This is a genomic window from Gordonia alkanivorans (assembly GCF_004011905.1).
Taxonomy (GTDB): domain Bacteria; phylum Actinomycetota; class Actinomycetes; order Mycobacteriales; family Mycobacteriaceae; genus Gordonia; species Gordonia alkanivorans.
The window spans coordinates 173,056-198,679 of the sequence record NZ_CP027114.1 but is presented as its reverse complement, the minus strand read 5'-3'; the positions used below and the strand labels follow the sequence as shown (position 1 = coordinate 198,679).

Below are 25,624 nucleotides of genomic sequence, written 5' to 3'. Positions count from 1 at the left end.
AACACACGCCCATAGCGCGCATTGCTTCTACCGATCGCGCGGTGTCACATCCCGGCCGGCGGATGTCCGAGACAGATCAGCGCGCCCATCGGGTCCTTGATCGCTGCGAGCGTCCCGTACGGGGTGTCCTCACCGGGCATCAGGATCTCGCCGCCGAGGGACTCGACCTGCTTGACCGTCGCCGCCACGTCGTCGACGGTGATGTAGATCTGCCAGAACGACGGCACCTCCTCGGGAAACAGCGTGGAGGCGTCCATGATCCCGGCGTAGGACTCGTCGCCGTAGAAGATCTGACCGTAATGGTCGGGACCCACGGCGTCGGGGTCACCGCCGGTGCCGACCTCCTCGATCCGCGCGCCGAGCACGGTGCGATAGAAGTCGACTGACTTGGCGTAGTCCTTGGACTGGCATTCGAACCAGTACGGGGTGCCGTGTTCGCCGAACTCGGAATAACCCTTGTGCTGCTTGGGCTGCCAGAAACCGATGACCGCCCCGGCGGGATCGGTGGCGACCATCATCGTGCCCTCGTCACCGACCGGCATCGGCGGGACCATGATGCTGCCGCCGGCGGATTCGACCGCGTTGACGGTGGCGTTCGCGTCCTCGGAGTGCAGGTACACCGACCAGATGTTCGGTGGCCCGGCCTCTTCCATGGCCGGGCTGAGCCCCGCGACCGGTTTGCCGTTCTTGGTGAAGTTCCGGTATCCGCCGAACTCTTCACTGGGTTCCTCGGTCTCCCACCCGAAGATCTCGCCGTAGAACTGCTCGGCCCTCCCGGTGTCGCTGCTCATCAGGTCGAACCAGATCGGCGCCCCGGACGGGGCTGCGTACTCGGCCATGCTCGGATCCCTTCGTTGCCATGCGGAATATTGCTGAACGACTGAGGTGGAGACTCTCAGCGTCGCGCAAACTCATCGGTCCGACAGCGTGTTGGGGCGCTTGGGTGGGATCGATACCGGCGCGTGATTTCGGCACCGGGTGAATGGCAGTCTTGTCGGCATGACCGCAGAACCGGGCATCGTCGACAGACTGCGCACCTTCGTGTGGCCTGCCGCCCTCGTCGGTGGACTCCTCCTGGTGCTGTTCGCACAGGTGGAGTGGGGAAGCACCGACGAGGGCGTACAACCGTCCATCACCGGTCTCGGACGGGTGACCGTCCCGGGGGCGAGCGATGAGGACGTGGCCTTCTTCTTCGAGGACAACACCGACCGGCCCGGTCTGAGTGTGGTGATCCTCGGTGCGGTCATCGCGGTGGTCGCCGCGTTGGCGTGGTGGCGCGAGCGTCTCCGTCCGGCGGCGATCGGGGTGATCGGCCTGGCCGCGGTGGTCGCGTCGGTCGTCGGGATCCGAACGCTGAGTGATCCGGCCGCGCACCTGTTCTCCGACCGGGTCACCGAGGCCCTCGACCTCGAACTCCCGACGATGCAACCGGGTTACGGGCTGCTCGGCACCGTGGTGGTCGCGGTGCTGCTGCTCGTCGTCGTGGGGTTCGCGGTGGCGACCTCGGTGTGGCCCGGACGGTCGGTGGACCCGGTGGAGGTCAGCCGAAACGACGAATCGTCTTGATGGGCCCCATGTCCTTGACCTTGGTGAAGCCGATGGGCTTGCCCGTGGTGTAGGCGTTGAACAGCCGGCCGCCGCCGGCGTAGATGCCGACGTGCCCGGCGTCGCGGCCGAAGATGATGATGTCGCCGGGGGCGAGGGTGCTGAACGGGATCGCGTTGCCGACCCTCGCCTGCTGCTGGCTGGTCCGGGGCAGTTTCACGCCTGCGGTGTGGAACGCCCACTGGACGAGACCGGAGCAGTCCCACGAGTGCGGGCCGGTGCCGCCCCATCGGTATGGCTTGCCGATCTGGGTCATCGACGCGCCGAGCGCCGCCAGGCCGGTGGGAGTGGGGATGGGCAGGTAGATCGGTACCGAACCGGTGGAATCACTGGAGCCCGAACTCGAGCCGGCCGCGGCGGCGCGTCCGGCATCGGCAAAAGGTGAGCCCAGGAACGCGCCGCGACGGTGAGTGCGGCGGACATGGCGACAGCACAGGTGACCCGCGTACAGCGGGTTCGCAAAACGGACATGACGACCAGATTGGCCGACCGCATACCCGCTTGTCGCCGCTATTCCTAGACGTGTGATGAAGGTGTGACCGTTGTGATGCGTGAGGCTAGTGTTGATTAATGTTGCAGACAGTGCTCAAATTCGACACTCACCAATAGCCGTCGGGATCGGTGGCGGGTGATTCCGGAGGAATGATTCCCTCGGCCACACCGTGGTCGATACTCGCCGACAAGCGGACACAGGTCGGCATCATCGCACCCGGGAGCAGTGGCCCGTTCCCGTCGTCGCCGCCGGCGCGCATCTGCTCGAGGCCGTGGCATCGGCTCCGGGCGTCGGCGTTCCACTGCACGCTCGTGTGGTGCGTGCTGGTCTTCTTCACCAGCACGCACGCGTGGCAGGCGCGGCATTCGATCTCTCGCATGCCGCCCTGCAGGTAGTGCTCGCGGTCGCGCTGGGTCGCCGCGTGGACCCGGGCCGCCCGGTCGGGATCGTCGCCGAAGTCGGGCGCCTTGGCCCAGTGTGCTCGTGACGCGGCCCGGGTCATCGTCAGACCTGCGCCTTCTCCGAGGAATCCGCCGCGCCGTCCGGCGACTGCTCGGCCGCTGCCTTCTCGGCCTCTTGGCGTCGGAGGTTCTCCTGGATCTCGGCGTTCCAGCTCTCGACTGCCTTGGAGGTGTCGATCTCGTACTCGAACCGGCCGGTCATCTCGTCGGTGACGTCGGCCTTGTCGACATAGAACTGCTCGTACCAGCGACGGAGCTGGTACACCGGGCCGTCCTCCTCGACGAGGAGCGGATTGTCGATGCGGGTCTTGTTCTTCCAGATCTCGACGTCCTGCAGGAAGCCGACCTCGACACCCGCGCTGATCTTGGTGGCCATCTTCGAGGCCTGCTCGGCGGTGAGGCCCTCGGGAACCTTCGCCATGACGCCGTACATCAGGACGAACGAATTCTCGTCGATCGGGTAGTGGCAGTTGGTCAGGATGGTCTCGACCGCGAAGCCGCCGTAGTACTGGACCATCGGGTTCAGCATGTAAGACGGACCGTAGTAAGCGGCGATCGATTCGAGCCGGCTGTCGCCGTAGTTGGTGCCCAGCGTGACGTCGGGGCGCCCGTGCGAATTCATGTACTGCGCGGCGATCTCGCCCTCGAAGACATTCTTGAAGTAATCCGGCAGCGCGAAATGCACATAGAAGAAATGCGCCATGTCGACGACGTTGTCGATGATCTCGCGGCAGTTCGAGCCCTCGATCACGATGCGGTTCCAGGTCCAGTCGGTCCACTCCTCGGACCCGACCTCGGCCAGCTCCGGGATGATGACCTCTTCCGGCGGCGGGTTGCCCTCGGGGTCGTTGTAGACGAAGACCTGGCCGTTGCGGACCATCGACGGCCACGAGCGGGTCTTGGCGAGCTTGGGGTTGCGCTTGGCGTACGGGACGCCGGCGCAGCGACCGTTGCCCTTCCACAGCCAGCCGTGGAACGGGCAGGCGACGTTGTCGCCGGACAGCTTGCCCTGCGACAGGTCACCGCCCATGTGGCGGCAGTAGGCGTCGAGGATGTTCAGCTCGCCCTTGGTGTCGACCCAGACGACGAGCTTGGTGCCGAAGATCTGCACGGAGTGCGGTTGGCCGTCGTCGAACTCGCCGAACAGGCCCAGGCAGTGCCACCCGCGGGCGAACCGGGTGGGCGGCGCGCCGGTGTCGATCTCCCGGATACCCACCTCGGCGTCGTTGGACGAACCGGGGGTGTTCGGGGTCATCGTGTCGGGTGCTGGTGACATGTGCCCTCTCCTGTCTGTGGCTGGTGTCGCGTCGAACCTCTGCCGCCAATACTAGAACACGTTTCAAATCCTTTGGGTGGATCGCCGCCCAGATCGCCGATCAGTGCTGTACATGGGCATAAAGTCCCAGTGCTCGACAGAAATGAGAACGTGTTCTAATCTCGAACTCGATGAGTAAGCGGCCGGCGCCGTCCGGCCGAGGGAGAGACAGGTAGGAGCAGGCGAGATGCCAGCACAACGGAGCGAAGCCGCCGAGCAGGTTTTGGAGAAGATCAACGCACTGCTCCCGGAGATCGAGCAGCGGGCGCAGTCCACCGAGGATCTGCGTCGAATCCCCGAAGAGACCGTGTCCAGCCTCGAGACGGCCGGCTTCTTCAAGCTGATGCAGCCCGAGCAGTGGGGCGGATACCAGGTCGACCCGGTGACCTTCTACGAGGCCGTGCGGCGGATCGCCTCGGCCTGCGGGTCGACGGGTTGGGTGTCGGGCATCATCGGCATCCACAACTGGCACCTCGCGCTCTTCGACCAGCAGGCGCAGGAGGACGTCTGGGGCAAGGACCCCAACGTCCGCATCTCGTCGTCGTACGCGCCGATGGGTATGGGTGAGGTCGTCGACGGCGGCTACAAGGTCAACGGATCGTGGGCCTGGTCGTCGGGCTGCGACACCGCCGACTGGGTGTTCGTCGGTGGACCGGTCATCAAGAACGGCAAGCCGGTCGACTTCGTCAGCTTCCTGATCCCGCGCGAGGACTACACGATCAAGGACGTGTGGAACGTCGTCGGTCTGCGCGGAACCGGGTCCAACACCATCGAGGTCAAGGACGTCTTCGTTCCCCGCCACCGCATGCTGAGCATGCGCACCATGTCGATGGGCCAGAGCCCGGGACTCGAGCAGAACACCGCACCGGTCTACAAGATGCCCTGGGGCACAATTCATCCCAGCACCATTGCGACCCCGATCGTCGGCATGGCCTTCGGTGCCTACCACGCTCACGTCGAGCACCAGGGCAAGCGCGTCCGCGCCGCTTACGCCGGGGAGAAGGCCAAGGACGACCCCTTCGCCAAGGTCCGTATCGCCGAGGCCGCCAGCGACATCGACGCCGCATGGCGTCAGCTGTCAGGCAACCTGCAGGCCGAGTACGACCTGATCCTCGCCGGTGAAGAGGTCCCCATGGAGCTGCGTCTGGCGGCCCGTCGCGACCAGGTGCGCGCCACCGGCCGCGCGATCTCCGCCATCGACCGTCTCTTCGAGAACTCGGGTGCCCACGCGCTCGAGAACGGCACCCCGATCCAGCGGTTCTGGCGCGACGCCCACGCCGGACGCGTGCATGCCGCCAACGATCCGGAACGAGCCTACGTCGCATTCGGCAACGGCGAATTCGGGATTCCCATCGGCGACACGATGGTCTGACCCTTCGAGACGCTCGCAGGCTAGCTCCTCAGGGGGCCGGGGACACTTTCACACGCTCCTCAGGGAGCAGGAAACAGGAGATCGTGGAGATGAGTGACTGTCCGATCCGTTCATTGGGATACATGAGGATCGAGGCGACCGACATCGAGGCGTGGCGCACCTACGGCCTCAAGGTCCTCGGCATGATCGAGGGCTCGGGACTCACCGAGGGCGCGCTCTATCTGCGGATGGACGACTTCCCCGCCCGCCTGGTCATCGTGCCCTCCGAGCGCGACCGCCTGGCCTGCGCGGGCTGGGAGGTCGCCAATGCCGCTGCGCTGCAGGAGGTCCGCGACCGCCTGGCGGGCGCGCACGTCGTCTTCCGTGAGGGCAAGGACGAGGAGATCGCCGACCGTCGCGTCGCCGAGATGATCGTGTTCGACGATCCCGCCGGCAACACCCTCGAGGTGTTCCACGGGGCCGCGCTCGAGCATCGTCGCATCGTCAGCCCGTACGGTCACCGCTTCGTCACCGAGGAACAGGGTCTCGGCCACGTCGTGCTCACCTGTGAGGACGACAAGGCCGCGCTCGAGTTCTACCGGGACGTACTGGGATTCAAGCTCCGTGACTCGATGCGCCTGCCCCCGCAGGTCGTCGGACGCGAGGAGGGCGACGAGGTCCCGTGGCTGCGATTCCTCGGCTGCAACCCGCGACACCACTCGCTGGCGTTCCTGCCGATCCCCAACAGCACCGGCATCGTCCACCTGATGGTGGAGGTCGAGAACTCCGACGACGTCGGACTGTGCCTCGACCGCGCCCTGCGCAAGAAGGTCCCCATGTCGGCGACCCTGGGTCGGCACGTCAACGACCTGATGCTCTCGTTCTACATGAAGACGCCGGGCGGCTTCGACGTCGAGTTCGGTTGCGAGGGACGGACGGTCAAGGACGAGGAGTGGATCGCCCGGGAGAGCACCGCGGTCAGTCTGTGGGGGCATGACTTCAGCGTCGGGTTCAAGAACTGACATGGCCCAGACGCCTTTCGGGTCCGCGGAGTTCGACTCCCGGCAGTTCCGTACCGCGATGGGTCAGTTCTGCACCGGCGTCACGGTCATCACGACCGTCGACGACGACGGCAAACCCGTCGGCTTCGCCTGCCAGTCCTTCGCGGCGCTGTCCCTCGATCCGCCGCTGGTGCTGTTCTGCCCGATGAAGACGTCCCGGAGCTGGAAGGTCATCGAGAAGGCCGGGAAGTTCTGCGTCAACGTCCTCTCCAACCGGCAGCAGGACGTGAGTGCGGCTTTCGGCGCCCCGGGTGACGACAAGTTCGCCAACATCACCTGGGACCCGTCGCCGGCGGGCCTGCCGGTGATCAGGCACGCGCTGACCTGGGTCGAGTGCGACGTCGAACGGGTCACCGACGGGGGCGATCACCACATCGTCATCGGCCGGGCGCTCACGCTGGGCGAAGTGCTGCAGGACAAGCCGCTGCTCTTCTACCGTGGCGGCTATCTGTCGACAGAACATCCGCGGGTGACGCCGGCACAGGCCGAACTCGAGAACTTCCTGACCTGGACGGGCGGAGACACCTGGCTATGAGCTCGCGCGAGATCGCTGTACCGCAGGACCTGACCAAGCCCCTGACCGATGCGATCGCCGAGGCGGAGAAGCTGGTCGCGTCGGCGGAGTTCGCCGAGACCGAGCAGGATCTCGCCGAGGGGTACGACTATCTCGCGGGCAGCATCGCCGCGATCATCCAGCTGGTCCGCGGCCGGTCGTTGTCGCACCCGAACTTCGTCACCTCGACCGGGCCGTCGACCAAGATGGGCCTCGACAACCCGGACACGCTGTACTACCACGCCGACGTCGAACCGACCGGGACCTACGTGGTCCGCGGACGCCGTGGCACCACAACCGATCTCAGCTTCCAGGTGCTGCGCGGCGACTACACGCCGTCCGCGGTGCCCGGCGGCGAGGACGCCTTCGACGACCGTCGCCTGACCATCGCCGACGACGGCACGTTCGAGCTGACCTTCGGACCGGGGATCGCCGACCCGCCCGACAACTACTTCGCCCTCGGCGAGGGGGCGTCGATGCTCGCGGTCCGCGAGGTGTACTCCGACTGGACCGAGCGCAAGGGTTCGATCACCGTCGAACGCGTCGACACCGTCGGAACCGCGCCGGAGGAAGCCGATCTCGCCCGCGTCGCACGTCGGTACGCGACGGCGGGCAAGATGCTCACGGCACGCATCAACACCTGGTTCAATTTCCCCAAGTGGTTCTACCTCGACGAACCGGTCAACACCTTCACCCCGCCCCGGCAGACACCAGGCGGGCTGAGCACCCAGTTCTCCTCGGTGGGCCACTACCGTCTGGGTCCCGACGAGGCGATGGTCATCACGATCCCGAAGTCCGATGCGCCTTATCAGGGATTCCAGCTCGGGAGCATGTGGTACATCTCGCTCGACTACGTGAACCACCAGACCAGCCTCAATTCGGCTCAGGCGCAGGTCGACCCGGACGGCATGATCCGCATGGTCGTCTCGCACCGCGACTCCGGCGTCGCCAACTGGATCGAGACGACCGGCCGGGAGAAGGGCATCCTGCAGTTCCGCTGGCAGCGCAGCGATTCGCCGATCGGTCCCGAGCTCGGGCCGACGGCGACGGTCGTGGGCCTCGACGACGTGGCCGCGCACCTGCCGCACTTCGAACACAACAAGATCGACGCCGCCGGCTGGTCCGACCGGATCGCGGCACGGCAACGCGCGTTCGCCGAGAGGATGCTGGGATGAGTTCTGGAGCGGGTCTCCTCGACGACAAGGTGGTCGTCGTATCCGGCGTGGGACCCGGGCTGGGTCGCTCGATCTGCCTGCGCGCCGCCGCCGAGGGAGCTCGTGTCGTCCTCGCTGCGCGCACCGAGTCGCGTCTCAAAGAGGTGGCCGCGGAGGTCGATTCGGCCGGAGGGACGAGTCTCGTCGTGCCGACCGACATCACCGACGACGCCGCCGTCGACAATCTGGTCGCCACCACGCTCGCCGAGTTCGGCCGGGCAGATGTCCTGGTCAACAACGCCTTTGCCCTGCCGTCGATGAAACCGCTGGGCCGCACCGACTTCGAGCAGATCACCAGCAGCATCGAGGTCACCGTCGTCGGGACCCTGCGGGTGATCAAGTCGTTCACCGATGCGCTCGCCGAGGCGAACGGGTCGATCGTCAACATCAACTCGATGGTCATCCGGCACTCCGAACCGCGATACGGCAGTTACAAGATCGCCAAGTCGGCGCTGCTCGCGATGTCGCAGACGCTGGCGTCGGAGCTGGGGGATCGCGGTATCCGCATCAACTCGGTGGCGCCGGGTTACATCTGGGACGATCAGCTGAAGTGGTACTTCGGCGAGGTCGCCGAGAAGTACGGCATCACTCCCGAGCAGGTGTACGAACAGACCGCGTCGAAGTCCGATCTCAAACGCCTGCCCGAGCCGGACGAGATCGCCGACGCCGTGATGTTCCTCGCCTCGCCGATGGCGCGGGCGATCTCCGGGCACACCCTGGACGTGAATTGCGGTGAATACCATGACTAGTACGGCGCGGACCGACGTCGGGACCATCGCGGACCTGCACGCCTCGGCCACCCGGGCGACGGGCCTCGAGGACTTCGGTGACACCGACTACCTGGAGCCGTTGGGCATCCTGCTCGACTCCTACCGCTCCGAGGCCGGACTCACCGAACTCGGCAGCAAGATGTTCCGGTTCTTCCTCAAGGGAGCACTCGTCGCCCGACTGCTGAGTGAGGCGTCGTGGAAGGCGAACCCGGAACACGCCGAGGTCGAGATCACCCGGCCCATCTTCGTGACCGGTCTGCCGCGCACGGGAACCACTGCGCTGCACCGGCTCCTGGCCGCCGACCCGGCGCACCAGGGGTTGGAGATGTGGCTCGCCGAGTTCCCGCAGCCGCGGCCGCCCCGCGACACCTGGGCCGACAACCCGGTGTACCAGCAGATCCAGGCCGGCTTCGAGCAGCACCACGTCGAGAACCCGGAGTTCATGGGGCTGCACTACATGGATGCGGGCGAGGTCGAGGAATGCTGGCAGTTGTTGCGGCAGAGCGTCACCTCGATCTCCTACGAGTCGCTCGCCCATATCCCGACCTACTCGCGCTGGCTCGCCGAGCAGGACTGGACGCCGGCATACCTGCGGCATCGCAAGAACCTGCAGCTGATAGGCCTCAACGATCCGGGCAAGCGGTGGGTGCTCAAGAACCCGAGCCATCTGTTCGCACTCGACGCGCTGATGGCCGCCTACCCGGACGCGCTGGTCATCCAGACCCATCGCGCGCCGTCGACCATCATCGCGTCGATGTGCAGCCTCGCCGAGCACGCCACTCCCGGCTGGTCGACGACCTTCACCGGTGATCAGATCGGACAGGACCAGCTGGAACTGTGGTCGCGTGGATTGCGTGAGTTCTCTCGCGCCCGCGAGAAGTACGACCCCGCCCAGTTCCTCGACATCGACTTCGCCGACCTCCGCTCGGACCCGATGGGCACCGTCGAACGCGTCTACGCGGCGCTCGACACCCCCATGTCCGAGGCGGCCCGCGCGGCGGTGACCACGCTCGACGAGGAGAGCAGGTCCGGTGCGCGGAAGCCGCAGCACCGCTACCAGCTCGCCGACTACGGACTCGACGAGGCGATGGTCGAGGCGGCGTTCGGGGAGTAGCCGGGAACGGGCGCGCGATCCGGGACCATCGGGTCGATTGTCGCGCGCGCCGACCGCCACGGTTCTACATTCAACCAATGGCCGCACCGGAGAATCGGAAGTCGGAAGAGGGTCTGAGTCGGCTGATCGCGTTCGCGGACGCGGTGGTGGCGATCGCGCTCACGCTGCTGGTGCTCCCGCTGGTCGACATCGCCAACGACCTGCGTGAGGAGACCTCGGTCGCCGAGGTGGTGTCCGACCATGCGCTCGAGCTGACCAGCTTCTTCGTCAGCTTCGTGGTGATCTGGGTGCTCTGGCGGCAACACCATCGGGCGATGGAGTACTTCCGTTCCTACGACTCGGTTTTGATCAATCTCACCTTCGTGTGGCTGCTGACCATCGTGGTGCTGCCGTTCGCGACCGCGATGGTCGACGACAGCCGGGTTGAGTGGGCGAACGTGCTCTACATCGGCGTGCTCGCCATCTCGGTGGCGTCGCTCGTCGGGATCGCTCAGTGGGGGCATCGGCACCGGGAGCTGCTCGTCGACGACGAGGCCACCGACCGCTGGGCCAGGTCGTCGGGTGGGTGGGGCACCCTCCTGGCCCTGGCGGTGGCGCTGGTCATCGCGCTGGTCTACCCGAAAAGCGGGAACTGGCCGCTTCTGCTGCTGCTCTTCACCGATCCGATCGAGCGGACGCTGGACCGCCTCCGCAACCGCGACTGAGAGCCGACTATCGCAGGCGCGCAGCAGCTTCGGCGACCGCGAGATGCGGGGCGCCCAGCAACTGCGACGACGCCTGTGCGCGCTTGAAGTACAGCTGGATGTCGTGTTCCCAGGTGATGCCGATGCCGCCGTGCAACTGGATGGCCTCGCCGGTGATTCGCCGGAAGGCATCCGAGCAGTACACGTGGGCGGCGAGGGCCAGTTCGGACGCTTCGGGGTCGTCGCCGGCGACCGCGGCGACCGCCGCACGCGAGATCGAACGAGCGGTCTCGACGAGAACGTACATGTCGGCCATGCGGTGCTTCAGCGCCTGGAACGAGCCGATGGTGCGGCCGAACTGCTTGCGCGACTTGGTGTACTCGACGGTGAGGTCGAGGGCGCGCTGGGCGCCGCCGACCTGCTCGGCGGAGAGCATCGCCCACCCGAGCGTCCGCAGGCGTGCGGCGAGGTCGGCCGGTGCGGGGATCGCGGTGGACACGACCTCGTCGAACCGCACCGAGGACAACGCACGCGTCGGATCGAGAAGAGGCAACGGCGACACCGTCACACCGGCCGCATCAGCGGCGACCGAGTGCATCGTCACGTGCTCACCGGGCCCCGATGCCAATACCAGGAAGGTGTCCGCGGACTCGGCATCGACGACGAAGTGTGCGGTGCCGGAGAGCAATCCGGCGTCGGCGTGCACGCCGGGGGTGTCCCAGCCGCGTTCGCCGGCCCAGCACAGGGCGGCCGTCTGCTCACCGGCGGCCAGCGCGGGAAGCAGCTGCGACGCGGTGTCGTCGTCCTGCGCCAGCAGGATCGCGCCGGTCGCCAGCACCGAAGACCCGAAGGCGGGCACCGGACTCAGGGTCGCACCGAGTTCTTCGAGGACAGCGGCCAACTCGGCCCACGACGCCCCCGCACCGCCGGCGTCCTCCGGGATGGGAAGTGCCGCCACCCCGATCTCGGTGCACAGGGTCTCCCACAGGCCGCGGTCGACGCGTCCGGTCGACGCCATGGCCGTGCGCACCGAGGCGGTGTCTCCCCGGCGTCGCAGCAGATCACGCACCGCCTCGGCCAGTGCCTCACGTTCCTCGGCGGAGATCGCGAGCGTCTCGGTGGTCACAGTGTCTCCAGGATGCGTCGACGATGGACTGCGGGCGAGCCCCAGGCGGACAGGAGCGCGCGGGTCTTGGTGATGTACAGCGAGATGTCGTGTTCGGCGGTGTAACCGATCGCCCCGAGCACCTGCAGCGAGCGGCGGGCCGAAAGGTGCGCGGCGTCGGCCGCCGCGACCTTGGCCGCCGACACGTCGCGCGACACGTTGGTGTCCTCGGGCACCTGGCCGTCGATGCCGAGTGCTGCGGCATGGACCAGGGGACGGGCCATCTCGAGTGCGATGGCCACATCGGCGAGGTGGTGCTTCACGGCCTGGAAGGACCCGATGGGCCGGCCGAACTGCTTGCGGGTCTGTGCATATTCGCTGGCGAGGGCGAGCATCGCCTGACCGAGTCCGAGGAGCTCGGCTGCGGTGGTGAGTGCCCCGGCGTCGACGGCGTCGGACGGGTCGATGCCGGTGGCCAGCGTCTTGTCCGGAGCCACCCGTGACAGTGTGCGGGTGGTGTCCACCGAGGGTTCGGTGCTGAGCACGGTGGCCGTCGACAGGACGCCGTCCTCCACGACGTACACGTCGGCGGAATCGACATCGGGCGCGAGCGGCTGCAGCGGGGCGATGGCACAGGTCGCCAGCCGCCCCTCGGCGAGATCCTGGAGGGGGCCGTTCACGTCCGCGTCTCGCAACAGGATCGGCAGGACGGCAACGCTTTCCACGATCGGTCCGGGAGCGCAGTGGCGTCCGAGCTGTTCGACGGCGACGATCATCTCGACGGCGCCGGCGCTGCTGCCGCCGTGGGATTCGTCGATGAGGAGGCCGCTGATCCCGGCGTCGGCGAGCTGGGAGTAGACCTTGGTGACCGCGGTCCGGTCACCGGCCGCCCATGCTCTCGCCGCGGCGGGCATGTCGGCCTTGCCGAGCATGGCGTCGACGGTGGCGGCGAGGTCCGTGTGGATGTCGGAGAGTTGGAAGTCCATGTGGTATCAGCGATCTCCGCGAGGAAGGCCGAGGAGTCGCTCGGCGATGACATTGCGTTGGATCTCGTTGGTGCCGGCGTAGATCGGGCCGGACAGGGAGAACAGGTAGCCGTCCATCCAGGCGTCGTCGAGTTCGGCGTCCGGTCCCTGTAGATCGAGGGCGGTCTCGTGGGCGGCGATGTCCCACTGCGACCAGAAGACCTTGTTGATCGAGGACTCCATGCCGAGCTGTCCGCCTGCGGAGAGCCGGCTCACGGTGTGCCAGGTCGACAACTCGTAGGCGCGCGCCCCGATCCAGGCGTCGGCGACCCGCGCATCGGCGTTGGCCGTCGAGGGCACCTCGTCGCGCTTCGACCGCCACAGGTCGACGAGGCGGTCGGTGGTGGCGAGGAAGCGGCCCGGTGCTCGCAGCGAGAGTCCGCGCTCGTTGGCGGCCGTGCTCATCGCCACCCGCCAGCCGTTGTCCACCTCGCCGATGACCCCGGACTCGCCGGGGTTCGCGGGGTCGTCGGGCACGAAGACGTTCTCCAGGAACAGCTCTGCGAAACCCGCCTCGCCGTCGAGCTGCGCGATGGGACGGACGGTGACGCCCTCGGCACGTAGGTCGAACATGAAGTAGGTGAGGCCCCTGTGTCGCTGGGCCTCCTTGTCGGTGCGGAAGAGGCCGAAGGCCCGGTCGGCGAAACTCGACCGCGAACTCCACGTCTTCTGCCCGTTCAGCAGCCAGCCGCCGTCGGTGCGGACCGCGGTCGAACGGAGCGAGGCGAGGTCGCTGCCCGCCTCCGGCTCGCTCCACGCCTGGCCCCAGATGTCGTCGGCCCGGGCCATCCGCGGCATGATGCGTTCCAGCTGAGCGGGATTCGCGTGCTCGAAGAGGGTCGGGGCGAGCAGGAAGATGCCGTTCTGGCTCACCCGGCCCGGTGCGCCCGAGCGGTAGTACTCCTCCTCGAAGATCACCCAGTGGAGGAGGGGAGCGTCGCGGCCGCCGTACTCCTCGGGCCAGCTGACGACCGACATGCGGTCGGCGGCCATCGTGCGCTCCCACTCGCGGTGGGCCTCGAAGCCCTCCGCGGTGTCCATGGACGGGAGGGGTTCGCGCGGAACGTGTTCGGCCAGCCAGGAGCGGACCTCGGCCCGGAACTGCTCGGCCGCGTCGTCGAAGAGCAGGTCCATGTCAGCTACCCGATCCTGCCGAGGCCTTCATCGACTTGGCGTCCATGCCGCCGAGCGAATCGCCGCCCGACGCCTCGGCATTGGCCGAGTGGGCGAAGTGGTGCCAGCCGAAGACCGAGTCCATCGAGTTGCGGAGTCCCATCTGGTCCTCGCAGATGTTGACGGCCTTCTTGCTGAGGAACAACCCCTGCATCGGCATCGAGACCGCCTTCTCAACGATCTCGTTCACCTTGGTCTCGAGCCCGTCGCGCGGCACGACGTGGTTGACCATGCCCCAGTCGGCTGCCTGCGTGGCGGTGAAACGCTCGCCGGTGAACAGGATCTCCTTCGCGCGGCGGGTGCCGAGGGCATATGCGTGCGCGAAGTACTCGACGCCCGGGATGCCCATGCGTGCCACCGGGTCGGAGAAGAACGCATCGTCGGAGGCGACGATGAAGTCGCAGATCCAGGCCAGCATCAGGCCGCCGGCGATGCAGGCGCCGTGGACCTGGGCGATGAGCGGCTTGGGGATGTCGCGCCAACGGCGGCACATCCCCATGTACACCTCCATCTCGCGGGCGAGACGCTGATCGGCACCGGTCTTGTCGGTGTGATCCCAGTGCAGGACGGCGGCGTTCTCGTAGTAGGTGTCGAAGTCGCGCTCCGGGGTGCCGATGTCGTGTCCGGCCGAGAAGTGCTTGCCGTTCGCGCGCAGGACGATGACCTTCACGGTCGTGTCCTCGACGGCCTTGCGGAAGGCGGCGTCGAGCGAATACGTCATGACCGAGTTCTGTGCATTGCGGTACTCGGGACGGTTCAGTGTCACGTACGCGACGGCACCTTCGGGCCCGCCGACCTCGTAGGCGACCGGAGAGGTGTCCGGGCCGAGATCGTCGGGGCCGAGTGCGGGCGGGATGGCGGCATCACTCATGCCCACGAGCCTAACCTAGCAAGTGCTTGGTTGGTAGCCCGGCGTCAGGGAACGACGATCGTCCCGCTGCAGCTCGTCGACGGCACGCTCCACAGCGCGTTGCGGTTCGTCGCGCCGAAGGTCACAGCCACCCGGCCCTTGCCGATCGTCTTCACCGGGATGACGAAGTAGTGGACACCCTGGTAAGGCGGGTTCACCTTGGTGTTGCTGACCTTGAAGCCACGTTTGCCGGTGGACAGGTTGTGCCAGTCCATCCGCAACGACGACTGGTAGCCGCCGGGGAAGTAGCTGGGGAAGTCCGCGGCGATGTAGGCATCGCCACCGTAGGTGCTGACGATGGCGCGTCTCACCATGAACGGGAGGTCGACGATGTTCGGGCTCGGGCCGATGCAGTTCGAGACCGGGAACTCGCGCGCCGCCTCGGCTTGTCCCGTGCCGGCGAGGCCGAGTCCTGCTGCGGCTGCGACCGACAGGGTCGCCGCGGCCAACCTGGTGAACGTCTTCGTCCGGACCATGCTCGAACTCCTCGTGTCGTGGGAACGATCGGCCCGCGGCCGACTTCCGGCGATTGTCGCGAACACGGCGGGTGTTTGTCAGCGAGTAGAGGAACTCGTGTCGGTTAGATGGTGGATCTCCGGGTGGTAGGCCAACTCCGGTGTCCGGCCGTCGAGCACGGTGCTGTCCAGCAGGTCGAGGTCGATCTACTCGACGCCGCCTAAGACCGGGGCGCTGCCGTATCTGCCGGTGAGCACGGGGAACACCGAGACCACGACGCGATCGACGAGCCCGGCCGCCAGCAGGGCGCGGTTCAGCGACAGGCTGCCGTGCGATCGGAGCGGGACATCGGACTCCTCCTTGAGCCGCCGGACGGTCTCGACGCTGTCACCGCTCGCGACCGTCGCATCCGGCCATCCGCTGGTGTCGGTGATCCTGGACGACACCACGTCGTCCGCACGTTCCGCATCGCCGTCACCTACGGGTCGATCAACTCGGGGTTCTCGGCGGCGTTCGTGGGAATTGTGACGAACTCGCAGAAAGTCCTCGCGCCGAACACCATTCGGTGTCCGTCGGCGAAGTGCCGGGCGCGGTGTTCCAGGAGTTCCGGGCCCTGTTTGCCCCAGTATCCGCCCCAGTCGCCCGGCTCCTCGTAGGCGCCGCAACCGTCGAGGCTGGTGAAGACGTCGAAGGTGTACGTCGCCGCCATGGTGGTCTCGTCGGGTGGGTTTGGCGGCCGTTCAGGTCCGGCCGTCAGAGGTGCAGACCGCAAAGGGGTGCCGAACTCATCGGTGGCTTGCCGGAAGCATCATCCTGCAGGGTGAAGGTTGCTGGTTTCGGGACCTGCTGGGGGTTGCCGCACTTGTGTCGACAGGCCAGCGAATCTCTCTAGCTTTGGTCGGCGGGCTCGATTGTCCTTGAGCTGACTCGCTATCGATCACTGGTAGCTACTGGGGACTTGGTACAGGTCAAGAGGGTGCATCGATATTGCGGCCCTGCGTCGCCGTCCACCAGGTGTCCCAGCGTTGATGTAGAAGCCACCCGGGATTCAATGGGCTACGCGTTAGGGTTCGAGGCCGGAGCGGGTGAAACCGGGCCGGTCGTGGACGGGGACGTTCGTGCTCCAGATGCCCGGAGCGCGGACAGCCGCCATCGCTCGTGGCTATCGACGAGCCAACCTTGCGGCAAGACCCACATTCAGGTGTCGGACTGTCGCGTGATCCTCGCCAGAGCTTCGGCTTGGTTGCTGGCGATGTCCGACAGTGCAGGGGTCGGATCGTGAACGTGTCGACCTGTCAGTCCGTCGCGCAATGATGTTGGGATGAACCTAGCTCAGCTGCTTCGTATGGATAACGGAAGTCCACGGGTTGTTGGCTCCGACGACATACCTGCCTTGCCCTACTTCGATGCGAGGCGTCGCCGACGTCTTTGGAAGCAAGTCGGGGTAGTTCCAACTTTCGAATGGCTGTCGCGCATCTTCGCTGATCTTGACTTATCTCGAGTTACCAATACAGACGACAACGTCGTTTCCAAGTTTCTAGCTGACGTCACAGAGCCGGTACGTTCGCAAGTAGCTGAGAAGCTGACTCAAGGGCATGCCGTGATTCACGGGTTGCCGCTATTCCTTGCTATCAAAGAAGTCGTTCTCTACGGCGACATGGCTGGGGAGGCGGTGCCGACTAGCGAAGATCTCCTGGCGGCGTTGTTAAGCCTCTCGGCCGAAGGGAACGAGGCGGCAATGCCAAGCGATCCAGCTCAGTTTGAGCAAACTATTGGAGAACTGACACTTGGTAGGGTTACGCAAGCATCACTACTTCACGACGACCCGCTTGAGCTTGTCGCGGGGATCTGCCATGCAACCTGGCACAGGGGATGGTCGAGGATAACGTCGACTACGAGCCTGAGTGATCTCGCAGCTGGACCCTCCGAACAGTGGGGGGAGACCATGGGTGTAGAACTCGACGAATTTCTAACCTTAGGGTGGTTGTTCTACAACCTGTGGAAGCATGACGGGCTGTCAAGATTCGATCCGGACTTCTTCGTGCGACACGAATTGCAGGGTAAAGCGCTCGACTTCCTAATCAAGAACTGCAGCATATCGTTATCCGAACTACGGACGTCCCTCCAGAAGCAGCGGGACAATAACGATTCGTTGTGGACTCGCTACCAAATGCAGCAGCGTCCATTCATCCGACTCGATGACGGGACGCTGATCCCCATCCGGTTCCAGTTCGTGATACAGCGGATCTTCGGTGACCACTTGTTCTTGGAGTCGGCGTACGTCTTGGGCACCAAGAGTCCAAAGTCGGCCGAGCACTACAAAGATGCAATGCGAGACATCTTCGAAGAGCGGGTCGGGGATGTCCTTAGACGTATTTCTAGGATGACGATTCCGGCGGGACCGTGGTTGTCGAAGAGTCCGAGATGAAGAAGGCTTGGCAGGCGGGGAAGTCTGATCCACGCAAAGTTTGCGACTTTGCGGTGTTTCGCGACCATGGCTGCGTGTTGGTTGATGCGAATATGCGAAGCCTCCCGCAGTCGTTCGCGGAAGGGTCTGCAACTGTGGAGTCTTTGGAGAAGGAGATTCGAGAGCGATTCACCACGACCAAGTTTCAGCAGTTGTTAAGCACAATCGATCAGTTCATGGAGCTGGGATGGGATGACGCCAAGGTCCCGTTATCTAGTCGAACACGGTTTGTTCCTGTCGTTGTTGTTCCTGACTCGGGCATCCCCAGTGAATTAATGATGGAGAATGCCATGTTCAACGAGAGTCTGCCAATGGTGTTGAGCTACAACGACAACCCGAACTTCTATAGGGTGCATGTCCCTGCAGTGCTAACATTCCGCGACCTACTTGTGCTCGAGGGGCTGGCCGCGCGCGGGGTCGATGTGTTTACGCTCTTAAAGCGTTGGCGCAACATCCATCCATTTGCGGGCAATGGCCGCCAGCCGCTGCCGGTGCCGCTGCGAGAGTTTGTGGAGGAACGGTATGGGGCTGTGTCAATGAGCGAGGCGGAGCACAGGCTGGGCTGGGATATGTTCGAGCACTTACGTTTGCGCTTCGAGAGAGTCTTAATCAACGCTGCTCCTCCCTTGCTTCGAGAGTCGCGAGCAAGGCTGCTCGCACAGATCCGCGCGAACTTGCCTACGTTTGAGTGAGGTGGGCCCTTCGTAGTGGTCCAGTTGTTGTGCGACTCTGTTGCCCGAGTGTTTGGGCAGGAAGAATCGACGACGACATGGCAGGTAGCAAGCGCCGGCGGCATACGCCGGATCAGATCATCCGCAAGCTGGCCGAGGGCAACAAGCTCCTCGGGACCGGGCAGGAGTTGGCTGAGGTGTGCCGGCATCTGGAGGTCACAGAGTCGACCTGGCATCGCTGGGTGGCCCAGTACGGGGGCATGAAGGCCAATGACGTCAAACGCCTCAAAGAACTCGAAGCTGAGAACGCTCGGCTCAAGAAGTTGGTCGCCAGGTCAAGTCCCAGGTAGTGGTGTAACTCGTTTCTGATCCTTCGTCGGGCTTTCAGGCAGGCAGTTCGATCAGCGGGTCGGTAGTGGCCTCCGGTGTTGTGGTGGTGTCGGTGGTCAGGGTCAGTCGACATCGGGTGAGGACCTCGAGGCCGAGGTATCGGCGGCCTTCGGCCCACTCGTCGGTCTGCTCGGCCAGGACCGCGCCGATGAGTCGGATGATGGCGTCACGGTTGGGGAAGATACCCACAACGTCAGTGCGGCGGCGGATCTCGCGGTTGAGTCGTTCGGTGGGGTTGTTAGACCAGATCTGTCGCCACACGTCATCGGGGAACCCTGTGAAGGCCAACAGGTCCTCTCGAGCGTCACCGAGATGGTCAGCAACCTTGGGGAGTCTGCCTTCGGTGTATTCCAGGAGTCGGTCGAACTGCTCGTGCACCGCGGTGGCGGTGGGCTGGTCATACACGCTGTGCAGCATCGCTTTGACCGCCGGCCACATGGACTTGGGGCACACCGCCATCAGGTTGGCCGCGTAGTGGGTACGGCACCGTTGCCACACGGCGCCGGGCAGGTTCGCCGCGATCGCCTCGACCAGTCCGGCATGGGCATCAGAGGTCACCAGACGCACCCCGCCCAGCCCGCGGGCGACCAGATCGGCGAAGAAGGTGTTCCAGGAGGCTTTGGTTTCGCTGGTCGCTACTTGCATGCCCAACACCTCGCGGTGGCCATCGCCGTTGACACCGGTGGCCAGCAGGACAACGGCTTTGACGACCTGCTTGTTCTCGCGGACTTTGATCGTCAGGGCATCTGCGGTGACGAAGGTGAACGGCCCGACCTCGTCGAGGCGACGATGGCGGAATGCTGTGACCTGTTCGTCGAGGTCGGTGGCCATGCGTGAGACCTGTGACTTCGACAGTGAGTCGATGCCGAGTGTCTTGACCAGTTTGTCCATCCGGCGGGTCGAGACTCCGGCCAGGTAGCAGTCGGCCACGACGGTGATCAGTGCTGACTCGGCCCGCTTGCGGCGTTCGAGGAGCCACTCGGGAAAGTAGCTGCCCGAACGTAGCTTCGGAATGGCGACGTCGACGGTGCCGACGCGGGTATCCAGTGGCCGGTGGCGGTAGCCGTTGCGGCGGTTGGTGCGCTCTGATGTGCGTTGGTTCCATTCGGCTCCGCAGACCGCGTCGGCATCGGCCGACAGCAGCGCGTTGATCATGGTTTGCAGCAGCTCACGCATCAGATCTGGTGACGCGTCTGCGAGGGCTTGGCCAAGAAGGCCTGCAGGGTCGACAATATGGGGTGCGGTCATCGCGATGACTCCTCGAGGATTCTGTGGAAGGTTGACTCGAAGGACACGCGGTGGCCGCTCTGCATCCGTTAACGACACGACGTCGATAACGAACTCGGCCACCGAGTTACACCACTCTATGGGGCACTACTTGGTCGCCAACCAGGCCCTCGATATCGACATGCTCAAGGAGGTTTCGTCGGGAAACTTCTGACCCCGAACCGCAAGCGCAGCGCCGTGACGATGCTGCGTGAGCGGTTCGGGGTATCTGAGCGGCGAGCATGTGCTGTGGTGGGCATCCACCGCTCCACGATGCGACTGCACCCAGCGCCGATCACCGCGGAGGAAGCCGAGCTGCGGTCCTGGCTACGTGGGTTTTCCACCGACCGGCCCCGCTGGGGCTGGCGACGCGCCGCGATCGCCGCGCGCAAAGCGGGCTTCACGGTCAACAACAAACGCATCCGCCGCCTGTGGCGCGAGGAGGGGCTGCGAGTTCCCCAGCGCCGCAGGAAGAAACGGCTCACCGGAATCGGGACCGCGGTTGGGGCGATGTGCCCAATCCGGCCGAACGTGATCTGGGCGATGGACTTCCAATTCGACACCACCGCCGACGGCCGAACCATCAAAATGCTCAACGTGATCGACGAGTTCACCCGCGAAGCCCTGGCGATCCACGTCGACCGCGTCATCAACGCCGATGGCGTGGTTGACGTTCTCGACCGCCTGGCCCTGATACATGGTCCACCGTGCTACGTGCGGTTCGACAACGGACCGGAATTCGTCGCTCACGCCGTCAACGACTGGTGCCGATTCAACGGCACCGGATCACTATTCATCGACCCCGGCTCCCCGTGGCAGAACGCCTGGATCGAATCGTTCAACGGCCGCCTGCGCGACGAGCTGCTCAACTCCTGGCGCTTTGACTCCCTGCGCGAAGCCCGGGTCATCATCGAAGACTGGAGGATCGACTACAACGCCAACCGACCCCATTCGGCCCACCACGGACTCACCCCCGCCGAGTTCGCCCTACAGTGGACCACGACCCACCAACCCCAAGCCGCATAGCGACTGGACCATCGAATGGGTCCCCCTCAGCCGCACCATCTTCGGCGTCGGACCCGGCTCACTCCCCACCGACTCCGCGATGATCGGTCTGAACCCCACCGACACCCGGGAGCTGCTGCAGGAGAACCTCGACATCGTCGTGCGACTGCTGCGTGGCGAAACGGTGTCCGCGAAGACCCGCACCCACGAGCTGTACGACGCCAAGCTCCAGCTGGCGCCGTACTCGGCCGACGGCATCGACGTGGTGGTCGCGGCAGTGGCGTCGCCTACCGGGCCACGGCTCGCCGGCACTCACGGACTCGGCCTGCTGTCGATCGGCGCGACACTCTCCGCCGACGGGTTCGACGCCCTCGGCCACCACTGGAACGTCATGGAGGAGCGGGCTGCGGCCAACAACGTCACCGTCGACCGCAGCAAGTGGACCCTCGCAGGGCCGTTCCACATCGCCGAGACCGAAGCCGAGGCGTATCGCCAGGTCGAGTACGGCATCGAGCAGTGGTTCGACTACTTCCAGCACGTCGCGGCGTTCCCCCAAATGGCCGTCTCCGGAAGCAAGCTCACGGAGATGATCGACTTCATCAACGAGGCCGGCATCGGTGTCATCGGCACTGCTGAACAAGCGCGAGCGCAGGTCCAGCGGCTGTGGGATCAGTCGGGCGGCTTCGGATGTTTGCTGCAGATGGGTCACGACTGGGCAAACCCGCAGGACACCATGCGTTCCGCGGAACTCTTCGCACAGGAGGTGTTCCCACACTTCCAAGGTCAGGCGCAGGCGACGCTCGACGCCGCTGAGCATGCTCGAGCCGTGCGGGAGGCCCATGCCGCGAAGCAGCTCGAAGCTGTAGACCACATGACGCGCAAGTACCAGCAGGAACTGGCAGAGAAGTCGTAGCTGTTCAGGTGTAGGTCGGTCGTCGTCGACACGCTCAACGACGACCGACTTCGTTGGCCACTGCTGCACGCCTTCGTGCCACGCTTTGACGCCCCGTGATGCGCACAGTCAGGTTTGCAACAATGCGAACATGATCGAACAAAGCCTCTGGATGCAGCAGGTCGCCAAGGATCCTGACCATTCCCACTGGTACGTCGAGCGCTTCCGCAAACTGGAGCGTGAAGGCAACGACGTAGTGGGCGAGGCTCGACTCATCGACGCAATGGCCGCACGCGGGTCGCACATCCTCGATGCCGGATGCGGGCCTGGACGAACCGGTGGCTACCTACACACCGTCGGGCACCGCGTCGTCGGCGTGGATGTCGATCCGGTTCTCATCGCCGCAGCTGAAGAAGATCATCCCGGACCGCGCTGGGTGGTCCAGGACCTTGCGGAGCTGGACCTTCCCGCGGTCGCTATCCCCGACCCGTTCGACATCGTCGTGTCCGCGGGGAACGTCATGACCTTCCTGGCTCCGAGCACGCGTGTCACCGTGCTTAGTAGGTTGCGGGCGCACTTGCGCGACGACGGTCGGGCGGTCATCGGATTCGGGGCCGGCCGGGACTATCCGTTCGACGAGTTCCTCGACGATGCGGCAACGGCAGCATTTGAGCCAGATGTTCTGTTGTCGGCGTGGAATGTTCGGCAGTTCACGTCGGATTCTGAGTTCCTGGTGGCGGTGCTGCGACCAGCGTAGACGCCACGTCGGTCAAACTACTGTTCACACGACGGTCATTCGATCGCGAGTATCGCAGGCGTCAAACACGATTCGTGCCGTCGAGACCTCGCTTGGACAACATCCGCGATAACCCCACACTCGGGTAACGCGTTTCTCCCGCGCCTGCGGTCCGGGACGAGTAACAGGCAACGCCGACCTGCGCGTAGGCGAACCCTGTCCGAACCCCGGCCGGCACCCCTGAGCGTTAGCTATCCAGGCCTGAATATTTGCGAACCAGAAGGGTGTCCTCCGTTCGGATGAACGGAGCGGGTGTCGGTCGTGTCCGCTACATTCTGTTAATTCTGTGCGGAACTCGGAGGTAGGGCCTTGTCGAATAACGTTATAACGGTGCCGGTGTGGACATTGGCCACGGATGAGGCCGACGTACCCGCGGTGATCGGCGAGAACGCGCTCACTCCTGAGCGACTCGAGAAACTTCGAAGCGCGCTGGCCGCACTGAGCGATGTCCCGATCACGACTATCGAGGCACACAACGTTCCAAAGTCGATCGACCGATCGAAGGGTATCCACCTTCACGGCGTCAGCCCACTGGCGAAGGAACTCTCCCGGCTGGTGAAGAACACACCGAATGTGGTCACCGATGGCAGCGAAACCCTGTTCCGGATGGTCGTACCCCCGTCAGTCGCGTCGCAGGTCGCCGCCGGGATGGTCAAACCGATGGCGTCATCGTCGGTTGCCAATGGCATTCACAGTGCCTTGAAGGACGGCTCGAAGATCGCCGCCCAAGCGTCGTTCGTGCCCGTCAGCGCAGGCAAGTCAGCCGCAACCCGGGGCGCCGTAGGTGCGGGTGCGTTGACTGTTGCCGCCCCCCTGGTGCTGATGGCGGTCGCGGTGGGCGTCAGCGCGTACGCCGACCAGCAACGGCAGAAGACGATGGAGCGGATCACCGAACTTCTCGAGAAGCTCGTCGCAGACAAACTCGAATCGGAACAGCACAGCCTCGAGGCCTGCCGCGGCGCCATCGTCAAGGCAACCGCGGTGTTGCTGGACAAGGGTCGGATCGGCCCCGGCCTCGGACTCGATTCGACGGTCTTCGCGATCGAGACTGCATTGTCTCGGGCAAAGTCGCGGATCGCCAAGTGGGAGAAGGAACTCAGCAACCTGAGCGGCGACAAGGTCGAACTCAACCACCTCGTGAAAGCCATCCCGGGTGTCGAGAGGGCAGACAGTGAATTCTTCGTTCACGTCGAACTCGCGCAACTGGCCATCGCGATGAAGCAGCGAGTGTTGATCTTGCAAGCCGTCGAACACGCACAACTGTCCGAAGGCAACTCGTTCGAACGGTTCGTGACCACCCTGCAGTCCGAGACGCGTGACATCGACGCTCTCGAACAGCAGCTGAACTCGGTGTTACTCCGCCTGTCTACGTTGCAGCTGGACCGTTCTCACGGTATCCGCGACGTGGTGTTCGCCTCCAGCGAGGTCGACAGGCTCCTCGACACCACCCGCCGACTGCGCGACCTCGGCCAAACGGTTCAGCTCAGTGCTCGACCGTCAGACGTCACGATCGAGATGCTCCACGAGAAGGACGGGTCGGTCATAGTCTTCCCGGCGATTGCGTCGTAGTCCGGGTTCGCAGCGGGCAGGACTGACCATGGCGGACAACGGACGCAACGCAGACCCAAGCTTCCTTCAGGCAAACTCACCCGGATCCACTGCGGCCGAACGCGCTCGCGACGCGATGGACACTTGAGGTGGTGAGCCTGCTGCCGAACCTCGAGATCGTGCTTCTGCTTGGTGCAGCGGCCCGTGATGGATGGGAACGCGTAGCCCCCAAGCTGGAACGATCCCGCGCTGATCGGTGCGTGAGAGCCGTGGTGATTTCGATGAGTGCAACGGACGAGCTGTTCGCTCAAGGGAGAGTGCTAGTTAGTGGGCTGCTTGTGAAACTGAACGTCCGGTGTCAACAAAGATGTGCGGAGATCTCTTCGGCCGCTGCGCGGGTGGCGTCGGCGATCGAGTGCAGATCCGCGACGTCCAGTGTGGAGTTCGGGCACGCGACCATCGCGGCGACGACCCGCCCCGTGTGGTCGAAGATCGGCGCACCGATGGTCACCACCGTAACGCCCTCGCGGGCGCCGGCGTCGAGCTCGTCCGGCAGGTAGTCGATCACCGACAGTTCGGTCAGCAGGTCTCCGACCCGGCTGCGCAGGTTCTCCGACATGGTGTCCAGGGAGTTCAGGGCGTCGATGATCGCTACGTGGTCGTCGGTCATCCGCTCGATCGAGTAGCCGCGTTCGGCGATCACGTCGAGGATCATGCGCAACCGGGTGCGGGTGGGCTCGGCGGCCTGAGCGATCCAGGCATCACGTGCCTCCGCCGGGTCCCAGGCGACGAATTCGCGGCAGATCGGCGGGCGGATCCGGATGCGGCTTCCGTTGCGAAGCCACGGATGCGGTTCGGAGTCGGCCGCGAGATGCGGTGGGAAGGCGTGCGCCGCGAGCGTGACGACGTCGGTCGAGGATCGGCGGGCCACGAAGAAGGGGATCGAGAAGCGTCCACAGAGGTCGTGCGCGGCTACCGCCGCCCATCGGTCGAGGTGATCGGCGTCCGCGGCTGCCCGTGCGAGGGCTCGGAATTCCGGGCCGATCCCGTATTTCCCGGTGGCGGGATCGCGGCTCAACCAGCCGTGTTCGGTCAGTTCGGCGACGATAGCGTGTGCCGTCGCACGCGAGAGCGAGGTCTGCCGGACAATCTCGGCGAGGGTCAGTGCCGGTTGATTGGCACCGGCCAGCAGTTGGACGATGTGGACGACCCGCGAGGTGGGTGGCGACGCCGCGCGCGACGGTTGACGCGCATCGGAGAGGTCGCCTACGGTCGGTGTCACATTGTCAACACTTAGTGT

General features: G+C 65.1%; 22 protein-coding genes and 6 pseudogenes. 16 read left to right on the top strand and 12 right to left on the bottom strand.

Features of this window, described 5'->3' with window-relative positions:
* Positions 1 to 44: 44 nt before the first annotated feature.
* Positions 45 to 839 carry a VOC family protein gene (locus C5O27_RS00890; protein ID WP_006358443.1) on the bottom strand — a complete coding sequence of 265 codons (795 nt, stop codon included), beginning with the start codon at positions 837 to 839 and terminating at the stop codon, positions 45 to 47.
* A 160-nt stretch (positions 840 to 999) separates the two neighbouring features.
* On the opposite strand from C5O27_RS00890, the gene C5O27_RS00885 reads away from it, so the two are divergent.
* Positions 1,000 to 1,566, top strand: coding sequence for a hypothetical protein (locus C5O27_RS00885; protein WP_127961655.1), 567 nt, complete (start codon positions 1,000 to 1,002; stop codon positions 1,564 to 1,566).
* Here C5O27_RS00885 and C5O27_RS23095 read toward each other — a convergent pair.
* The 3 genes and pseudogenes from C5O27_RS23095 to C5O27_RS00870 all read right to left on the bottom strand — a co-directional run bounded on the left by C5O27_RS23095 (position 1,541) and on the right by C5O27_RS00870 (position 3,835).
* Positions 1,541 to 2,076 (bottom strand): annotated as a pseudogene (locus C5O27_RS23095) (C40 family peptidase). The gene C5O27_RS00885 and the pseudogene C5O27_RS23095 overlap by 26 nt on opposite strands.
* A gap of 128 nt (positions 2,077 to 2,204) precedes the next feature.
* Positions 2,205 to 2,600 (bottom strand): hypothetical protein, encoded by a 396-nt coding sequence (locus tag C5O27_RS00875; RefSeq protein WP_006358447.1) that lies wholly within the window; start codon positions 2,598 to 2,600, stop codon positions 2,205 to 2,207.
* A 2-nt stretch (positions 2,601 to 2,602) separates the two neighbouring features.
* A complete protein-coding gene (locus C5O27_RS00870; protein ID WP_042376212.1) occupies positions 2,603 to 3,835 on the bottom strand; it encodes a 3-ketosteroid-9-alpha-monooxygenase, oxygenase component in 1,233 nt (410 codons plus the stop codon).
* Between the two features lie 226 nt (positions 3,836 to 4,061).
* On the opposite strand from C5O27_RS00870, the gene hsaA reads away from it, so the two are divergent.
* From hsaA to C5O27_RS00835, 7 genes are all read left to right on the top strand, one after another.
* Positions 4,062 to 5,246 carry a 3-hydroxy-9,10-secoandrosta-1,3,5(10)-triene-9,17-dione monooxygenase oxygenase subunit gene (gene hsaA, locus C5O27_RS00865; RefSeq protein WP_006358449.1) on the top strand — a complete coding sequence of 395 codons (1,185 nt, stop codon included), beginning with the start codon at positions 4,062 to 4,064 and terminating at the stop codon, positions 5,244 to 5,246.
* An 89-nt stretch (positions 5,247 to 5,335) separates the two neighbouring features.
* On the top strand, positions 5,336 to 6,247 hold the full coding sequence (gene hsaC, locus C5O27_RS00860; protein ID WP_127961654.1) for an iron-dependent extradiol dioxygenase HsaC: 912 nt from the start codon (positions 5,336 to 5,338) through the stop codon (positions 6,245 to 6,247).
* Position 6,248: 1 nt separating this feature from the next.
* Entirely contained in the window at positions 6,249 to 6,821 is a 573-nt protein-coding gene (gene hsaB / locus C5O27_RS00855) for a 3-hydroxy-9,10-secoandrosta-1,3,5(10)-triene-9,17-dione monooxygenase reductase subunit (RefSeq protein WP_127961653.1), read from the top strand.
* Positions 6,818 to 8,014: a hypothetical protein gene (locus tag C5O27_RS00850; RefSeq protein WP_127961652.1), complete on the top strand. Its 1,197-nt coding sequence runs from the start codon at positions 6,818 to 6,820 to the stop codon at positions 8,012 to 8,014. Before hsaB ends, C5O27_RS00850 begins: the two co-directional genes overlap by 4 nt.
* The gene (locus C5O27_RS00845; protein ID WP_006358453.1) at positions 8,011 to 8,802 is read left to right on the top strand and encodes an SDR family oxidoreductase; all 792 of its coding nucleotides are present in this window, start codon (positions 8,011 to 8,013) and stop codon (positions 8,800 to 8,802) included. The genes C5O27_RS00850 and C5O27_RS00845 overlap by 4 nt, the downstream gene beginning before the upstream one ends.
* Positions 8,795 to 9,937: a sulfotransferase family protein gene (locus C5O27_RS00840; protein WP_127961651.1), complete on the top strand. Its 1,143-nt coding sequence runs from the start codon at positions 8,795 to 8,797 to the stop codon at positions 9,935 to 9,937. Before C5O27_RS00845 ends, C5O27_RS00840 begins: the two co-directional genes overlap by 8 nt.
* Before the next feature lie 77 nt (positions 9,938 to 10,014).
* Complete coding sequence (locus tag C5O27_RS00835; protein ID WP_127961650.1) at positions 10,015 to 10,641, top strand: TMEM175 family protein; 627 nt, start codon at positions 10,015 to 10,017, stop codon at positions 10,639 to 10,641.
* 7 nt (positions 10,642 to 10,648) lie between these two features.
* Here the strand turns inward: C5O27_RS00835 and C5O27_RS00830 are convergent, their stop codons facing one another.
* The 6 genes and pseudogenes from C5O27_RS00830 to C5O27_RS00805 form a co-directional block, all read right to left on the bottom strand.
* A complete protein-coding gene (locus tag C5O27_RS00830; protein ID WP_006358456.1) occupies positions 10,649 to 11,746 on the bottom strand; it encodes an acyl-CoA dehydrogenase family protein in 1,098 nt (365 codons plus the stop codon).
* On the bottom strand, positions 11,743 to 12,711 hold the full coding sequence (locus C5O27_RS00825) for an acyl-CoA dehydrogenase family protein (protein ID WP_127961649.1): 969 nt from the start codon (positions 12,709 to 12,711) through the stop codon (positions 11,743 to 11,745). The genes C5O27_RS00830 and C5O27_RS00825 overlap by 4 nt, the downstream gene beginning before the upstream one ends.
* Before the next feature lie 6 nt (positions 12,712 to 12,717).
* A complete protein-coding gene (locus C5O27_RS00820) occupies positions 12,718 to 13,884 on the bottom strand; it encodes an acyl-CoA dehydrogenase family protein (protein ID WP_006358458.1) in 1,167 nt (388 codons plus the stop codon).
* 1 nt (position 13,885) lies between these two features.
* Positions 13,886 to 14,794, bottom strand: a complete 909-nt coding sequence (locus C5O27_RS00815; protein ID WP_040004078.1) for an enoyl-CoA hydratase — start codon at positions 14,792 to 14,794, stop codon at positions 13,886 to 13,888.
* Positions 14,795 to 14,838: 44 nt separating this feature from the next.
* Positions 14,839 to 15,309: a hypothetical protein gene (locus tag C5O27_RS00810; RefSeq protein ID WP_127961648.1), complete on the bottom strand. Its 471-nt coding sequence runs from the start codon at positions 15,307 to 15,309 to the stop codon at positions 14,839 to 14,841.
* Positions 15,310 to 15,387: 78 nt separating this feature from the next.
* Positions 15,388 to 15,998, bottom strand: a pseudogene (locus C5O27_RS00805) (dihydrofolate reductase family protein).
* Between the two features lie 636 nt (positions 15,999 to 16,634).
* Between C5O27_RS00805 and C5O27_RS00800 the strand changes: the two are divergent.
* From C5O27_RS00800 to C5O27_RS00790, 3 genes and pseudogenes are all read left to right on the top strand, one after another.
* On the top strand, positions 16,635 to 17,717 hold the full coding sequence (locus C5O27_RS00800) for a hypothetical protein (protein ID WP_127961647.1): 1,083 nt from the start codon (positions 16,635 to 16,637) through the stop codon (positions 17,715 to 17,717).
* A complete protein-coding gene (locus C5O27_RS22670) occupies positions 17,714 to 18,448 on the top strand; it encodes a hypothetical protein (RefSeq protein WP_164905295.1) in 735 nt (244 codons plus the stop codon). Before C5O27_RS00800 ends, C5O27_RS22670 begins: the two co-directional genes overlap by 4 nt.
* A gap of 77 nt (positions 18,449 to 18,525) precedes the next feature.
* Positions 18,526 to 18,768, top strand: a pseudogene (locus tag C5O27_RS00790) (transposase); the annotation flags it as partial.
* 43 nt (positions 18,769 to 18,811) lie between these two features.
* Here the strand turns inward: C5O27_RS00790 and C5O27_RS00785 are convergent.
* Positions 18,812 to 20,065 (bottom strand): IS256 family transposase, encoded by a 1,254-nt coding sequence (locus tag C5O27_RS00785; protein ID WP_127963728.1) that lies wholly within the window; start codon positions 20,063 to 20,065, stop codon positions 18,812 to 18,814.
* Positions 20,066 to 20,195: 130 nt separating this feature from the next.
* Between C5O27_RS00785 and C5O27_RS00780 the strand changes: the two are divergent.
* The 5 genes and pseudogenes from C5O27_RS00780 to C5O27_RS22875 all read left to right on the top strand — a co-directional run.
* A pseudogene (locus C5O27_RS00780) lies at positions 20,196 to 21,109 on the top strand (IS3 family transposase); the annotation flags it as partial.
* A gap of 31 nt (positions 21,110 to 21,140) precedes the next feature.
* Positions 21,141 to 22,001 (top strand): annotated as a pseudogene (locus tag C5O27_RS00775) (LLM class flavin-dependent oxidoreductase); the annotation flags it as partial.
* Between the two features lie 130 nt (positions 22,002 to 22,131).
* A complete protein-coding gene (locus C5O27_RS00770) occupies positions 22,132 to 22,737 on the top strand; it encodes a class I SAM-dependent methyltransferase (protein WP_127961645.1) in 606 nt (201 codons plus the stop codon).
* Positions 22,738 to 23,085: 348 nt separating this feature from the next.
* Entirely contained in the window at positions 23,086 to 24,345 is a 1,260-nt protein-coding gene (locus C5O27_RS00765) for a hypothetical protein (protein WP_127961644.1), read from the top strand.
* A gap of 82 nt (positions 24,346 to 24,427) precedes the next feature.
* Positions 24,428 to 24,545: pseudogene (locus C5O27_RS22875) on the top strand (uracil-DNA glycosylase); the annotation flags it as partial.
* Between the two features lie 137 nt (positions 24,546 to 24,682).
* Here the strand turns inward: C5O27_RS22875 and C5O27_RS00755 are convergent.
* Positions 24,683 to 25,606: an IclR family transcriptional regulator gene (locus C5O27_RS00755; protein ID WP_127961643.1), complete on the bottom strand. Its 924-nt coding sequence runs from the start codon at positions 25,604 to 25,606 to the stop codon at positions 24,683 to 24,685.
* Positions 25,607 to 25,624 lie beyond the last annotated feature (18 nt).

Bases quoted from the DNA above. Each gene is read 5' to 3' on its own strand.
- C5O27_RS00840 (WP_127961651.1), top strand. From the start codon at position 8,795: ATGACTAGTACGGCGCGGACCGACGTCGGGACCATCGCGGACCTGCAC.
- C5O27_RS00770 (WP_127961645.1), top strand. From the start codon at position 22,132: ATGATCGAACAAAGCCTCTGGATGCAGCAGGTCGCCAAGGATCCTGAC.
- C5O27_RS22670 (WP_164905295.1), top strand. From the start codon at position 17,714: ATGAAGAAGGCTTGGCAGGCGGGGAAGTCTGATCCACGCAAAGTTTGC.
- C5O27_RS00890 (WP_006358443.1), bottom strand. From the start codon at position 839: ATGGCCGAGTACGCAGCCCCGTCCGGGGCGCCGATCTGGTTCGACCTG.
- C5O27_RS00835 (WP_127961650.1), top strand. From the start codon at position 10,015: ATGGCCGCACCGGAGAATCGGAAGTCGGAAGAGGGTCTGAGTCGGCTG.
- C5O27_RS00850 (WP_127961652.1), top strand. From the start codon at position 6,818: ATGAGCTCGCGCGAGATCGCTGTACCGCAGGACCTGACCAAGCCCCTG.
- C5O27_RS00825 (WP_127961649.1), bottom strand. From the start codon at position 12,711: ATGGACTTCCAACTCTCCGACATCCACACGGACCTCGCCGCCACCGTC.
- hsaC (WP_127961654.1), top strand. From the start codon at position 5,336: ATGAGTGACTGTCCGATCCGTTCATTGGGATACATGAGGATCGAGGCG.
- C5O27_RS00885 (WP_127961655.1), top strand. From the start codon at position 1,000: ATGACCGCAGAACCGGGCATCGTCGACAGACTGCGCACCTTCGTGTGG.
- C5O27_RS00815 (WP_040004078.1), bottom strand. From the start codon at position 14,794: ATGAGTGATGCCGCCATCCCGCCCGCACTCGGCCCCGACGATCTCGGC.
- C5O27_RS00875 (WP_006358447.1), bottom strand. From the start codon at position 2,600: ATGACCCGGGCCGCGTCACGAGCACACTGGGCCAAGGCGCCCGACTTC.
- hsaA (WP_006358449.1), top strand. From the start codon at position 4,062: ATGCCAGCACAACGGAGCGAAGCCGCCGAGCAGGTTTTGGAGAAGATC.
- hsaB (WP_127961653.1), top strand. From the start codon at position 6,249: ATGGCCCAGACGCCTTTCGGGTCCGCGGAGTTCGACTCCCGGCAGTTC.
- C5O27_RS00800 (WP_127961647.1), top strand. From the start codon at position 16,635: ATGGATAACGGAAGTCCACGGGTTGTTGGCTCCGACGACATACCTGCC.
- C5O27_RS00785 (WP_127963728.1), bottom strand. From the start codon at position 20,065: ATGACCGCACCCCATATTGTCGACCCTGCAGGCCTTCTTGGCCAAGCC.
- C5O27_RS00820 (WP_006358458.1), bottom strand. From the start codon at position 13,884: ATGGACCTGCTCTTCGACGACGCGGCCGAGCAGTTCCGGGCCGAGGTC.
- C5O27_RS00845 (WP_006358453.1), top strand. From the start codon at position 8,011: ATGAGTTCTGGAGCGGGTCTCCTCGACGACAAGGTGGTCGTCGTATCC.
- C5O27_RS00810 (WP_127961648.1), bottom strand. From the start codon at position 15,309: ATGGTCCGGACGAAGACGTTCACCAGGTTGGCCGCGGCGACCCTGTCG.
- C5O27_RS00870 (WP_042376212.1), bottom strand. From the start codon at position 3,835: ATGTCACCAGCACCCGACACGATGACCCCGAACACCCCCGGTTCGTCC.